The sequence below is a fragment of the Falsiroseomonas sp. E2-1-a20 genome (assembly GCF_051433195.1).
In the GTDB taxonomy this organism is placed as follows: Bacteria; Pseudomonadota; Alphaproteobacteria; order Acetobacterales; family Acetobacteraceae; genus Falsiroseomonas.
The window spans coordinates 62,719-75,674 of sequence record NZ_JBHMFT010000013.1 but is presented as its reverse complement, the minus strand read 5'-3'; the positions used below and the strand labels follow the sequence as shown (position 1 = coordinate 75,674).

Genomic DNA, 12,956 nt, shown 5'->3' with positions numbered 1-12,956 from the left:
TCCGAGTCGCCAGGCGTCTCCGCCTGACTTGAAAATGCTTTAATCGGCGCGCGGATGCGCCTGGCGCCAGGTCTCCAGCAGGGAGGCCGCATCCACGCTGGTATAGCGCTGGGTGGTGGACAGGCTGGCGTGGCCGAGCAGTTCCTGGATCGACCGCAGGTCGGCGCCGCCGCCCAGCAGATGCGTCGCGAAGGAGTGCCGCAGCGCATGCGGCGTCGCGTGTTCCGGCAGGCCGGCGAGCCGCCGCCAGTTGCGGATCGACCGCTGCGCCACCGCCGGGTCCAGCCGCCCGCCACGGGCGCCGACGAACAGCGGCGCGTCGGGGCGCGGGTCGGGGTGCTCGGCCAGCCAGGCCTGCATCGCCTGGCGCACCGCCGGCAGCACCGGCACCAGGCGTTGCTTGCGGCCCTTCCCCGTCACCCGCAGCGCGCCGTCCTGGCCCGGGCGCGGTGCGTCGCCCACCTGCAGCGCCAGCGCCTCCGCGATGCGCAGCCCGCAGCCATACAGCAGGGTGAACAGCGCCACGTCGCGCGCCGCCTGCATCCGCGGCTGTTCCGCCCGGTCCGGATCATGCACCGCCCCGATGCCGGCGGCGGCTTCCTTCGCCTCGGATGGTGAGAGCGCCCGTGGCACCGGCTTGCCTGCCCGTGGGCCGCGCAGCCCGGCCAGGGCGGTGGCCGGCTGGCCGTGCCGCTTGGCCAGGTGGCGCAGGAAGCCGCGCAGGGCGGCCAGGCGGCGGGCGCGGGTGGTGTTGCCGTCGCCGAGGCGGGCGCGGTCCGCCAGGAACGCCCGCAAATCCGCAGGCCGCAGCGCGCCGAGCGCCGCGACATCCGGCTCCTCCCCCAGGTGCTTCGTCAGGAAGCCCAGGAACAGGGACAGGTCGTGGCCATAGGCCTCGACCGTATGCGGGCTGGCGCGGCGTTCCGCGGCCAGCATGGCGAGCCAGCCGGCGAGGGCCTGCGCGCCCTCCATGGCCTAGCGGGACAACGCGGCTGCCACGGTGCGGCCGAGGAAGGCGAAGGTCGTCGTCGTCTGCCGCACCGGCAGCGCCGCCGCATCCCGCGCGCCGAGCGCCAGCAGGCAGGGCGTGTTGCAGGACAGCGGCACGCGGATCAGCGCATCCCGCGTCACCAGCGGCGCGGCCTCGGTGTGCAGCAGGGCGGCATCCGTCACCTCGGTCCGCACCCGGGCATCGCGGCCGCGGCCGATCAGGTTGGACACGCCGCCGGCGGGCAGCGCCAGCATGCCGGCACGGCGGAAGCCGAAGCCGCGATCCTGGTTGTGCGGGCCCGGTTCCACCAGCAGGTTGCAGCTTTCCACCCGCAGCAGGGCCGGCAGTTCCTGCATCACCGTCTCCACCACGTCGCGGGAGCGCATCAGCGCCAGCACGGCAAGGCGGACCTGCATCATCAGCGTGGCGCCGGCGCGCCCATCGTCGATCGCGGCGCGCATCTCGGCTTCCAGGCCGCGGGTGCGGGCGCGTTCGGCGGCGACCATGGCGACCATGTGGTCGGCCATGTTCTCCCCATGGATGCGCCGCGGCGGGGTCAGGGCGCGGTACAGTTCGGGCCGGCGGGCCAGGAAATCCGGGTGTTCGGCCAGGTACGCCGCAACCTCCTCGGCCATCGAGTCAAGGCCAGGCGGATCAGGCGCGGCACGACCGGCGGCGGAGTCGAGGAGGGTGGCGGCGTTCGTCTTCACAGGATGCTTTGCCCCGTCTTGGCCCAGTCGGCGAGGAAGGCGGACAGCCCGCTGTCGGTCAGCGGGTGCTTCAGCAACTGCCGGATGACGCCGGGCGGCAGGGTTGCCACATGCGCGCCCAGCTTGGCGGCCTGCACGAGGTGGATCGGGTGGCGGACGGAGGCGACCAGCACTTCCGTCTTGATGCCCGGGTAGTTGCGGTAGATCTGCACGATGTCCGCGATCAGCAGCATGCCGTCGGTCGCGATGTCGTCCAGCCGGCCGACGAAGGGCGAGATGAAGGCAGCCCCCGCCTTCGCCGCCAGCAGCGCCTGGGCGGCGGAGAAGCAGAGCGTGACATTGACCGGCGTGCCCTCGTTCGCCAGCGCCCGGCAGGTGCGCAGCCCGGCTTCCGTCAGCGGCACCTTCACCGCGACATTGGCGGCGATGCCGCGCAGGTACTTGCCTTCGGCCAGCATGCCGGCGAAATCGGTGGCGGTGACCTCGGCACTCACGGGGCCATCGGTGATGGCGCAGATCTCGGCGATGACATCCGCCATCTTGCGCCCGGACTTGGCGATCAGGCTCGGGTTGGTGGTCACGCCGTCGACCAGCCCGGCTTCCGCCAAACCGCGAATTTCCGAGACGTCGGCCGTGTCGACAAAGAATTTCATCAGACGCAATTCCTATGACGCCAGGTTCTGCAACGCACGTCCCGCGCATACGCCGCGGTTTATTTTGTTTCGGTTTTGTTTGTCTTGGAGCTTATAGCATGCACCCCCCCGGGTGGAAGGCGCCGCATCCGAACCAACCGGCGGGCGTGTCTTCTGCGCCACGAATCCGTGTTCTGCTGCCACTTCCGCTGGTGGCCGGCGCGTATGACTACCGCGTGCCGGCCGGCATGGCGGTCGATCCTGGCGATTTCGTGGTGGTGCCGCTCGGCGGGCGCCAGGTGGTGGGCGTCGCCTGGGACGGCGCCACCGACCCGGCGCTGCCGGAGGCGAAGCTGCGCAACGTGGCCGAGGTGCTGGACGCGCCCCCGATGGGCGAAACGCTGCGCCGCTTCGTCACCTGGGTCGCCGCCTACACCCTGGCCCCGCCCGGTGCCGTGCTGCGCATGGCGATGAGCGCGCCGGCCGCGCTGGAGCCGGCGCCGGCCCGGGCCGGCTGGCAGGCCGCACCCGCGGAGGCCGGCCGCAAGCTGACCCCCGCCCGCGCCCGCGTGCTGGCGGCGCTGGCACCGGGGGAGGTCCGCGCCGGCCGCGACCTGGCCGAGGCCGCCGGCGTTTCCCCCGCCGTGATCCGCGGCATGGCCGATGCCGGCCTGCTGGTGCCCGCCCTGCTGCCGCCCGGTCAGGTTTTTGCGCCGCCGGACCCGGACCATGCCGGCCCGGTGCTGGGCGCGGAACAGGCGCTGGCCGCGGCGGCGTTGCGGGGCAAGGTCGCGGCCCGGGATTTCTCCGTCACGCTGCTGACCGGCGTCACCGGGTCCGGCAAGACCGAGGTCTACCTCGACGCCGTCGCGGAATGTCTGCGGGCCGGCCGGCAGGCGCTGGTGCTGCTGCCCGAGATCGCGCTGTCCGCGCAATGGCTGGAACGCTTCCGGGACCGCTTCGGCGTCGATCCGGCGCTGTGGCATTCCGAACTCGGCTCCCGCACCCGGGCGAAAACCTGGCGGGCGGTGGCGGAGGGGGAGGTGGGGGTGCTGGTCGGCGCGCGCTCCGCCCTGTTCCTGCCCTTCCCCGACCTCGGCCTGGTGGTGGTGGACGAGGAACACGAGACCGCCTTCAAGCAGGAGGAGGGCGTGGTCTACCACGCCCGCGACATGGCGGTGGTCCGCGCCCGGCTGGCGCGCGCGTCCTGCGTGCTGGTCTCCGCCACGCCGTCCCTGGAAACCCTGAACAACGTCGAGGCCGGCCGCTACGGGCATCTGGACCTGCCGGAACGCCACGGCGCCGCCGGCATGGCGCGGGTCGAGGCGCTGGACCTGCGGAAATCGCCGCCCGAGCGCGGCCGCTTCCTGGCGCCGCCGCTGGTGGACGCGATCCGGGAGACGCTGGCGCGCGGCGAACAGGCGATGCTGTTCCTGAACCGCCGCGGCTATGCGCCGCTGACGCTGTGCCGCGCCTGCGGCCACCGCATGCGCTGCCCGAACTGCACCGCCTGGCTGGTGGAACACCGCGCGCAGAAGCGCCTGCAATGCCACCATTGCGGCCATGCCGAGCCGATTCCGCCCACCTGCCCGGAATGCGCCGCGCCGGGCACGCTGACCCCGGTCGGCCCCGGCGTGGAACGGGTGGTGGAGGAAGCCACCGCGCTGTTCCCCGATGCGCGCCGCATCGTCATGGCCAGCGACACCATCCCCGGCCCGGCGGCGGCCGCGGCGGCGGCGGCGGCGATCTCGGCGCGGCAGGTGGACCTCATCATCGGCACGCAGATCGTCGCCAAGGGCTGGCACTTCCCGGGGCTGACCCTGGTCGGCGTGGTCGATGCCGACCTGGGACTTGCCGGCGGCGACCTGCGGGCGGCCGAGCGCACGCTGCAACTGCTGCACCAGGTCGCCGGCCGCGCCGGGCGGGCGGAGGCACCGGGACGGGTGCTGATGCAGACCTTCAACCCGGACCACCCGGTGATGCAGGCGCTGGTGTCCGGCGACCTGGAGGCCTTCATGTCCGCCGAGGCCGCCGGCCGCCGGCCCGGCCACTGGCCCCCCTTCGGCCGCCTCGCCGCGCTGGTGGTGAGCTCCGAGGATGAGCGGGAGGCGGATCGCGCCGCCCGCGACCTCGGCCTGGCGGCGCCGCGGGCGGATGGCGTGGAGGTGCTGGGTCCGGCGCCGGCACCGCTGGCCCTGCTGCGCGGGCGCCACCGGCGGCGGCTGCTGTTGAAGGCGCGGCGCGATGTGCCGGTGCAGCCGTTGCTGCGCGAATGGCTGGAACGTGTGAAGCTGCCGAACAGCGTGCGGGTGCAGGTGGATGTCGACCCGGTGGGGTTCCTGTAGCCGCGCGCGACCCATCAGGGAGGAAACAAGATGTCGGTCATCCTGCACGGTCCCGGCTACAGCACCTACGCCCGCACCGCCCGCCTGGCGCTGGAGGAGAAGGGCGTCGCCTACGAACTGAACGAGGTCGATATCCTGTCCGGCCAGGGCCAGGCACCGGAACACCTGGCGCGGCAGCCCTGGGGCAAGGTGCCGGCCTTCGAGCATGACGGCTTCATCCTGTTCGAGACCTTCGCCATCACCCGCTACATCGACGAAGCCTTTCCCGGCCCGGCGCTGCAACCGGCGGATGCCAGGGTCCGCGCGCGGATGACGCAGATCTGCGGCATCATCGACAGCTACGCCTATGGCGCCATGGTCGGGAAGGTGTTCTGGCAGGCGGTGGTGGTGCCGATGCAGGGCGGCACGGCCGATGCGGCGGTGCTCGAGGCGGGGCTGGAGTCGACGCGGCGCAGCCTCGCGGTCATCGAATCCCTGGTGCAGGGCGACCTGCTGTGCGGCGGCCAGGTCACCCTGGCCGACCTGCATTTGCTGCCGGTGCTCGACTACCTGGTGATGGTGGAGGCAGGCCAGGCCGCACTCGGCGGCAGCCCGAAGCTGGCGGCCTGGCACGCCCGGATGGCGGCGCGGCCCTCCGTGATGAAGACGCAGCCGAAGCTGGGGTAGGGGGTTACCCCCGCCGGCGCAGCGCGTCCTCGACCAGGGCGCGGTCGCGGGCCTCGTTGCGGCGGCCATGCACCACGGCGAGCGCCCAGATCACCGCGATGCCCCAGGCCGCCTGGCCGGCGACGAAGGGCAGCAGGATGAAGACCAGCCCGCCGGCCCAGAGCAGGCCGTTGAACACGGCCTGGAAGGGCTTGCCTGCGAACAGGAGGGCCAGCGGCGGGACGAGGATGGCGAGGAGGTACATCATGGTCCGCGTGAAATGGCCCTGTGCTCCCCGCGCTTCAATCGGCACCGGATCACATCCCTTTCAGGCGGCCAGGCGGACGACCTGCCTCTACGCCGCCAGGCGGACGACCTGCCTCTACGCCGCCAGGCGGACGATCCGCCCCTCCATCGCCTCCACCCGCCGGACGCCGATGATCTGGCCGAGGTTGCCGGCCACCAGATGCACCATGCACAGCGGCATGGCGCCCAGCGACACCTCCGCCCGCATCGCGTCGCCATCGCGGGTGGCGCGGACGCTGTCCGGCACCAGGTCGCGCTTGGCGAAGGGCTCCAGGATGCGGGACAGCAGGCCGGGGAAGGCGTCGGCCGTCACGGTGAAGCGCGCCGCGACGAGCGGCTCGGGATCTTGGTCTGACATGGGGAAGGCTCCGGATCGGGTGGCGAAGGACCGGGAAGGCACCCGGCCGCGCAGGGCCGATCCCCTTGCGGGGGTCGGGGTCAGGCGGCCGGGCCGGTAATTCGGCCCGTGAGGATCCGGAAGGTCGTCACACGCTATGATCTAGCGGGTTCCGGCGCGGCGGGAAAGTCCTCCTTTTCCGCGGGGTGCCGGGCCTCGCCGCGGTCGATGATCAGCTTCTGGTGCGGGTAGGGGATCTCGATGCCCAGCTTGTCGAAGCGCTGCTTGATGCGGCGGTTGAATTCGCGGCCGATGTTCCAGCGCGCCATCGGCTCGCCCTTGATGCGGGCGCGGATCAGCACGCCGGAATCGGCCAGCCGCTCGACGCCCAGCATCTCCAGCTCGTCGCGGATGATGGGCGCGAATTTCGGATCGGCGCGGATCTCGGCCGCCACCTCCCGCATCACCTCGACCACGCGGTCGGTGTCCTCGCCATAGGCGACGCTGACGTCGAGCACGGCGAAGGAGAAGTCGCGGGTCATGTTCGTCACGGTGGTGACGGCGCTGAACGGGATGATGTGGATGCTGCCATCCTGCGCCCGCAGCTTGATCGAGCGGATCGAAAGTTGCTCCACCACCCCCGCCAGCCCGCCGACCGAGACCACGTCGCCGACCGCCACCGCATCTTCGAACAGCAGGAAGACGCCGGTGATGACGTCCCGCACCAGGGTCTGCGAGCCGAAGCCGATGGCGAGGCCGATGACGCCGGCACCGGCGATCAGGGGGGCGACGTTGACGCCGATCTCGGTCAGCACGTTCAGCGCCACGAAGACGATGATGGTGCCGGACAGCAGGGTGCGCAGCATGGGCAGCAGCGTCCGCACCCGGGCGCTGCGCGCGGCCTGTGCGTCGCGGGACAGGCGCACCAGGTAGCGCTGGATGGCGGCGTTCGCCACCTCCCACACCGCCAGCGCCACGCCGACCGTCAGCCCGACCGAGACCAGGGAGGACAGCAGGCGGGCACCGAGCTGGCCGCGGCGGAACCAGGCGAAGGCCGGCACGCCCCAGGCTTCCAGCAGGAACAGCAGCGTCAGGATGGCGATCAGCCCGCTGACGATGCCCTTGAGCACCGGCAGGTAGCGGTTGGCGCGCAGCTCCAGCCCCGGATAGCGGCGGGCCATGTCCGGGCCGATGCGGAAGCCGCGGGCGATCGCGCGGCGCGCCACTTCGTCCACCAGCTTGGCGATGCCGAGGATGACGAAGGTGGCGATGGAAACGCGGATCAGGCGGTCGAAGCCGTCCCGCACCTCCAGCGCCCAGACCCCCCACAGCGCCACCAGCCACAGGATGGCCAGCAGGTGCCAGATATCGGCGATGCGGTCGCGCGCCATTCGCAGGGTGCGGCGCATGCGGTCCGGCTGGTCGCCGGGCTTGAGTTCGGGCGCGCGCAGCACATCGGCCATGGCGCCGCGGTTCTGCAGGATGACGATGATGAGCAGCAGCGTGACGATCAGCGCCGACAGCCGCAGGATGCCGTCATAGGCGGCCCAGGGCAGGCCGAACAGCAGCCCGGCCTCCGCGATCGCATAGCCGAAGATCGCCACCGCCATGATCCGGCGGACCCAGATGGTGATGTAGGCCGCCGTCTCGTCCAGGCAGGGCACCAGCCGCAGGTGGTGCGAGGCCGGGGAGAACAGCATGCGCGACAGCGCCATCACGGCGCGCAGCGCGATGTAGGCGTTGTTCGCGGTCAGCAGCACCAGTTCGGTGGTCGGCAGCGGGCGGACGGCGCTGATCATCCCGTAGGAGATCACGGCGAAGGCGGCCAGCGGCACCAGGTCCAGCAGGAAGCGCGCCAGCACCAGCGGCACCCGGCGCATCCAGGTCCAGGCGCTGCCGTTTTCCGGCGCCAGCGCATCCAGCCGGTCCGAGAAGCGGTGCAGGAAGCGGCGCGTCAGCCATTCCGCCAGCAGCCCCGCGCCGAACAGCACCGCCAGCTTCCAGGCGGCGTCGATGACGCGGGTCTGGGTCACCGGATCACGCGCGGCGTCGGAGGCCCAGCGGGCCACGGCCGGCAGGTCCGTCGCCGCCTCCGCCGCCGCGACGAAGCTCTCGGACAGGCCCTGCAGGCGCTGGGAGGCGCCCATCAGCAACTGCGCGCCAAGAGTGTTCGGCGCCAGCAGCGGAGCCTCGGGCGCGGCAGGTGCGTCAGCGGGCGCAGCAGCGGGCGCGGCGGCGGCGTCGGGTGCCGGCGCGGAGGCGGGAGGCGCTGCGGCGGGGGTGGGGGCGGGGGTGGGGGCGGGGGTGGCGGCAGCCGGGGCCGCGCGCTGCGCCGCCACCAGCGCCTCCAGGTTGCGCAACAGGGCGGCGCGGCCGGCTTCGTCGCGCAGCGTCGCCAGCAGCCGGTCCAGCTCGGCGGTACTCGCCTGGGGCGCGGGCGTGGGTTGGGGCGCGGGGGCCTGGCCCAGGGCCGGGGCACCGAGCAGCAGGAGGAGGAGGGGGAGCAGCCGGAACAGCGCGTGCATCGGCGGGGTGAAGCTTGTTCCGGCCTGCGCGGTCAACCCTGGCTCAAGCCGGGGGGCGGAAATGTCCGGTCGGCATGTTGCGGTGCAGCGCATCCGGGCGGAGGATGCGCCGGTGACACCGGCCGCTCCTCCCCTGCCATTGATCATGCTGGCCCTGATGGCGGCGCACCTGGCGGGCATGGGCGCCTTCCTGACGGTGCCGGTGCTGGCGCCGGCCATGGCGCCGGAGACCGGCGTGCCGGCGAGCCTGGCCGGGCTGCACACCGCGCTTGTGTATGCCGGAGCGCTGGTGACCGGGCCGCTGACCGGGCCGTTGATCCGCCGCTGGGGCGGGGTGCGGATGCTGCAGATTTCCATGGTGGTGCTGGGCTGCGGCATCGCGCTGGCGGCGCTCGGGCATCCGGTGGCGCTGGCGGCTTCCGCCATCCTGGCCGGCATGGGCCATGGGCCGGTGACGCCGGGCGGCAGCCACCTGATCGCGGCGCATACGCCGGCGCGGCGCCGCGCGCTGGTGTTCAGCCTGAAGCAGGCCGGCGTGCCGCTGGGCGCCATGGTGGTCGCCGCCCTGGCGCCGGCCATCGCGCTGGTGGCGGGCTGGCGGGTCAGCATCCTGTGCATGGCCGGCATCGCCTTCCTGGTCGCCCTCGCCATCCAGCCGCTGCGCGCCGGGCTGGATGGCGACCGCGACCGGCCGGGAGCCAGCGCCGGGCTGCTGGCGGTGCTGCGCGAATCGGCCGCCAACCTCGGCCTGCTGCGGACCGAGAAGGAGCTGGCGCGGCTGACGCTGATGTCCTGCGGCTATGGCATCGCGCAGTTCTGCTTCTCGACCTTCTTCGTGGCCTTCCAGGTCGCCTCGCTCGGCACCAGCCTGGGGGAGGCGGGGCTGCGGCTGGCGCTGGCGCAGGCGGCGGGCGTGGTCGGGCGCATCGGCTGGGCCTTGCTGGCGGACCGGCTCGGCGCGTCGCGCGTGCTGGCGGCCTGCGGCATCGGCGCGGCGCTGGCCGGGCTGGCGCTGGCCTTCGCAGGGCCGGGCTGGCCGGGGGCGCTGGTGGCGGCGGCCGGCATGGTGATGGGCGCGACAGCGGTCGGCTGGAACGGGGTGATGCTGGCGGAGGCGGCGCGGCTGGCGCCACCCGGGCAGGTCGGCGGCGCCACCGCGGCGCTGTCGTTTGCCTTCGGCATGACCATGCTGGTGGCGCCCCCGGCCTTTTCCGGCCTGATCGGCCTGACCGGCGGCTACGGTGCGGGCTTCCTGATGTGCGTCGTGGCCACCGCGGTCGGCGCGGTGGCGATAGCCGGGGCGCGCAAGTAGAGGGGCTGCCCGCCTTGCTGGCGCGGCGCGACATGCCATGTTGCCGCGATGACGACCTTCCTGACGGTCCTGGTGGGCCTTTCGATGCTCGGCACCCTCGGCGTGATGTTCGCGGGCATGCTGGGAATGGTGCGCAGCGAGGATGGCGGCGGCGGACGGTCGAACCGGCTGATGCGCTGGCGCGTTATCCTGCAGGGCATCACCGTTCTTCTGTTCCTGCTGCTGCTGTTCGTGATGCGGGCCTGAGCCGCCTGCATCCCTGGAACCGGGCCTGGAACCAGGGCGGTGACTTGTCCGCGCCAAGCCTCCGCCGTATGTTCACCGCCGTTTTCGCTTATCATTCCGCGGTTGCGGAAAGCACCTGGCGCCGCCGTCCCGCGCCGCGCCAAGCCCCAGGGATCCGGTAGCCGATGAAAATCCTCGTCCCCGTCAAGCGGGTGGTCGACTACAACGTGAAGGTCCGCGTGAAGGCGGATGGCACCGGCGTCGAGACCGCCAACGTCAAGATGTCGATGAACCCCTTCGACGAGATCGCCGTCGAGGAAGCCGTGCGCCTGAAGGAAAAGGGCGCGGCGACCGAGATCGTCGCCGTCTCCATCGGCCCGGCCGCCGCCCAGGAACAGATCCGCACCGCGCTCGCCATGGGCGCCGATCGCGGCATCCTGGTCGAGGTCGAGGGCGCGGTGGAGCCGCTGGCGGTCGCCAAGATCCTGAAGGCGCTGGTCGCCAAGGAAAGCCCGCAGCTGGTGATGATGGGCAAGCAGGCGATCGACGACGACATGAACGCCACCGGCCAGATGCTGGCGGCACTCCTCGGCTGGGCCCAGGGCACCTATGCCAGCAAGGTCGAGATGGCGGACGGCAGCGTGAACGTGACGCGCGAAATCGATGGCGGGCTGGAGACTCTGGCCCTGACCCTGCCGGCCATCGTCACGGCGGACCTGCGCCTGAACGAGCCCCGCTACGCCTCCCTGCCGAACATCATGAAAGCGCGGAAGAAGCCGATCGAGACGGTGAAGCCGGGTGATCTCGGCGTCGATACCGCGCCGCGCCTGACGGTGCTGAAGGTGGTGGAACCGCCGAAGCGCAGCGCCGGCGTGAAGGTCGGCAGCGTCGCCGAACTGGTGGACAAGCTGCGCAACGAAGCGAAGGTGATCTGAGCATGACCATCCTGCTGCTTGCCGATCGCGGCAACCCGCTGACCCAGCCGACCCGCAGCGCCCTGGCCGCGGCGACGCAGCTTGGCGGCGACGTGCATGTGCTGGTGATGAGCCGCGACGATGCGCCGGCCGCCGCCGCACTGCCCGGCGTGGCCAAGGTGCTGGTCGCCGGCGGCGCCGTGGCCGAGCACGGGCTGGCGGAGCCGCTGGCGGCGCTGCTGGTGGCGCTGGCGCCCAGCTATTCCCACCTGGTCGCGCCCGGGAGCACCGCCGGCAAGAACGTGATGCCGCGCGTCGCGGCCCTGCTCGACGTGCAGGTGATCTCCGACATCGCCGGCATCGAGGGGCCCGACACCTTCAGCCGCTTCATCTATGCCGGCAACGCGCTGGCCACCGTGCGCAGCGCCGATCCGATCAAGGTGCTGACCGTGCGCGCGGCGAGCTTCGACCCGGCGCCGGCCGAGGGCGGCAATGCGCCGATCGAGGATGCACCCGCCTCGGACGACCCCGGCATTTCCCGCTTCGTCGGGTCCGAACTGGTGAAGCTGGAGCGGCCGGAGCTGACGGCGGCCCGCGTGGTCGTCTCCGGCGGCCGCGCGCTGGGGTCGCTCGAGAACTTCAAGATCCTGGACGGGGTCGCCGACCGGCTCGGCGCGGCCATCGGCGCCTCCCGCGCCGCGGTCGATGCCGGCTACGCGCACAACGACATGCAGGTCGGCCAGACCGGCAAGATCGTGGCGCCGGAGCTGTACATGGCCTTCGGCATCTCGGGCGCCATCCAGCACCTGGCCGGCATGAAGGACAGCAAGGTGATCGTCGCCATCAACAAGGACGAGGAGGCGCCGATCTTCCAGGTGGCCGACTACGGCCTGGTCGGCGACGTCTTCAAGGTGATTCCCGAACTGGAAGCCGCCCTCGACAAGAAGTAGCCAAGGCCCTCTCCCCACGACGGGGGGAGAGGGTTGGGTGAGGGGGCTCCGCCACCCACGCCACCGAATGACAATGGCACGCCAGGCAGCGGGATGCGCGACCTCCCCGTCCCGAGCGGCCCCCCTCACCCCATCCCTCTCCCCCCCCCAAGCGGGGGGAGAGGGCGCCACGCTGGAGACGAAGATGACGCAGATCGAAAAACTCGGCGTCATCGGCGCCGGGCAGATGGGCAACGGCATCGCCCATGTCGCGGCCCAGTCCGGGCTGACGGTGGTGATGCTGGACGTGGCGCAGGCCGCGCTCGACAAGGGCCTGGCCACGCTTGCGAAGAACATGGACCGCCAGGTCTCGAAGGGCACGCTGGCCAAGGCCGACCGCGACGCCGCCATGGCGCGCATCTCCACCAGCACGGACTACGCCGCCTTCGGCGACTGCGACCTGGTGATCGAGGCGGCGACCGAGCGCGAGGACATCAAGAACCGGATCTTCGCGACCCTGACGCCGCATCTGAAGGCGGATGCGCTGGTCGCCTCCAACACCTCCTCCATCCCGATCACCCGGCTGGCGGCGGCGACGGACCGGCCGGGCCGTTTCGTGGGCATGCACTTCTTCAACCCGGTGCCGCTGATGAAGCTGGTGGAGGTGATCCGCGGCCTGGCGACCGATGACGCGACGGTCGACGCCGTGGCCGCCCTGGCCGGGCGCATGGGCAAGACCGTCGCCTATGCCGCCGACTACCCGGCCTTCATCGTCAACCGCATCCTGCTGCCGATGATCAACGAGGCCTGCTTCGCGCTGCATGAAGGCGTCGGCGACGTCGCCTCCATCGACGCCGGCATGAAGCTCGGCTGCAACCACCCGATGGGGCCGCTGGAGCTGGCGGACTACATCGGCCTGGATACCTGCCTCGCCGTGCTGCGCGTGCTGCAGGAGGGCATGGGCGATCCGAAGTACCGGCCGAGCCCGCTGCTGGCCAAGTATGTCGAGGCCGGCTGGCTCGGCCGCAAATCCGGCCGCGGCTTCTACGACTACGGCGTGACCCCGCCGAAGCCCACGCGGTAGA

At 72.1% G+C, this 12,956-nt stretch carries 13 protein-coding genes; 7 read left to right on the top strand and 6 right to left on the bottom strand.

Annotated features, from left to right (window positions below):
• Positions 1–39: 39 nt before the first annotated feature.
• From ACFHPP_RS16855 to fsa, 3 genes are read right to left on the bottom strand one after another with little or no spacing between them, the layout of a single operon-like run.
• Positions 40–972: a tyrosine recombinase XerC gene (locus ACFHPP_RS16855; protein WP_437164401.1), complete on the bottom strand. Its 933-nt coding sequence runs from the start codon at positions 970–972 to the stop codon at positions 40–42.
• Positions 973–975: 3 nt separating this feature from the next.
• Complete coding sequence (locus ACFHPP_RS16850; RefSeq protein WP_437164400.1) at positions 976–1,701, bottom strand: DUF484 family protein; 726 nt, start codon at positions 1,699–1,701, stop codon at positions 976–978.
• On the bottom strand, positions 1,698–2,354 hold the full coding sequence (fsa, locus tag ACFHPP_RS16845; RefSeq protein WP_430670120.1) for a fructose-6-phosphate aldolase: 657 nt from the start codon (positions 2,352–2,354) through the stop codon (positions 1,698–1,700). The genes ACFHPP_RS16850 and fsa overlap by 4 nt, the downstream gene beginning before the upstream one ends.
• Positions 2,355–2,452: 98 nt before the next feature.
• On the opposite strand from fsa, the gene ACFHPP_RS16840 reads away from it, so the two are divergent.
• On the top strand, positions 2,453–4,678 hold the full coding sequence (locus ACFHPP_RS16840) for a primosomal protein N' (RefSeq protein WP_437164399.1): 2,226 nt from the start codon (positions 2,453–2,455) through the stop codon (positions 4,676–4,678).
• A gap of 30 nt (positions 4,679–4,708) precedes the next feature.
• Positions 4,709–5,344, top strand: a complete 636-nt coding sequence (locus ACFHPP_RS16835; protein ID WP_437164398.1) for a glutathione S-transferase family protein — start codon at positions 4,709–4,711, stop codon at positions 5,342–5,344.
• A gap of 4 nt (positions 5,345–5,348) precedes the next feature.
• Here the strand turns inward: ACFHPP_RS16835 and ACFHPP_RS16830 are convergent, their stop codons facing one another.
• From ACFHPP_RS16830 to ACFHPP_RS16820, 3 genes are all read right to left on the bottom strand, one after another.
• Positions 5,349–5,636: a hypothetical protein gene (locus ACFHPP_RS16830; RefSeq protein WP_437164397.1), complete on the bottom strand. Its 288-nt coding sequence runs from the start codon at positions 5,634–5,636 to the stop codon at positions 5,349–5,351.
• A 69-nt stretch (positions 5,637–5,705) separates the two neighbouring features.
• The gene (locus tag ACFHPP_RS16825; RefSeq protein WP_437164396.1) at positions 5,706–5,987 is read right to left on the bottom strand and encodes a hypothetical protein; all 282 of its coding nucleotides are present in this window, start codon (positions 5,985–5,987) and stop codon (positions 5,706–5,708) included.
• A gap of 134 nt (positions 5,988–6,121) precedes the next feature.
• Positions 6,122–8,527, bottom strand: a complete 2,406-nt coding sequence (locus ACFHPP_RS16820) for a mechanosensitive ion channel domain-containing protein (protein WP_437164395.1) — start codon at positions 8,525–8,527, stop codon at positions 6,122–6,124.
• Between the two features lie 25 nt (positions 8,528–8,552).
• On the opposite strand from ACFHPP_RS16820, the gene ACFHPP_RS16815 reads away from it, so the two are divergent.
• From ACFHPP_RS16815 to ACFHPP_RS16795, 5 genes are all read left to right on the top strand, one after another.
• Positions 8,553–9,803: an MFS transporter gene (locus ACFHPP_RS16815; protein ID WP_437164394.1), complete on the top strand. Its 1,251-nt coding sequence runs from the start codon at positions 8,553–8,555 to the stop codon at positions 9,801–9,803.
• A 48-nt stretch (positions 9,804–9,851) separates the two neighbouring features.
• Positions 9,852–10,049 (top strand): twin transmembrane helix small protein, encoded by a 198-nt coding sequence (locus ACFHPP_RS16810; protein ID WP_437164393.1) that lies wholly within the window; start codon positions 9,852–9,854, stop codon positions 10,047–10,049.
• A gap of 164 nt (positions 10,050–10,213) precedes the next feature.
• On the top strand, positions 10,214–10,963 hold the full coding sequence (locus ACFHPP_RS16805) for an electron transfer flavoprotein subunit beta/FixA family protein (RefSeq protein ID WP_437164392.1): 750 nt from the start codon (positions 10,214–10,216) through the stop codon (positions 10,961–10,963).
• A 2-nt stretch (positions 10,964–10,965) separates the two neighbouring features.
• A complete protein-coding gene (locus ACFHPP_RS16800) occupies positions 10,966–11,892 on the top strand; it encodes an electron transfer flavoprotein subunit alpha/FixB family protein (protein ID WP_437164391.1) in 927 nt (308 codons plus the stop codon).
• 184 nt (positions 11,893–12,076) lie between these two features.
• Entirely contained in the window at positions 12,077–12,955 is an 879-nt protein-coding gene (locus ACFHPP_RS16795) for a 3-hydroxybutyryl-CoA dehydrogenase (protein ID WP_437164390.1), read from the top strand.
• Position 12,956 lies beyond the last annotated feature (1 nt).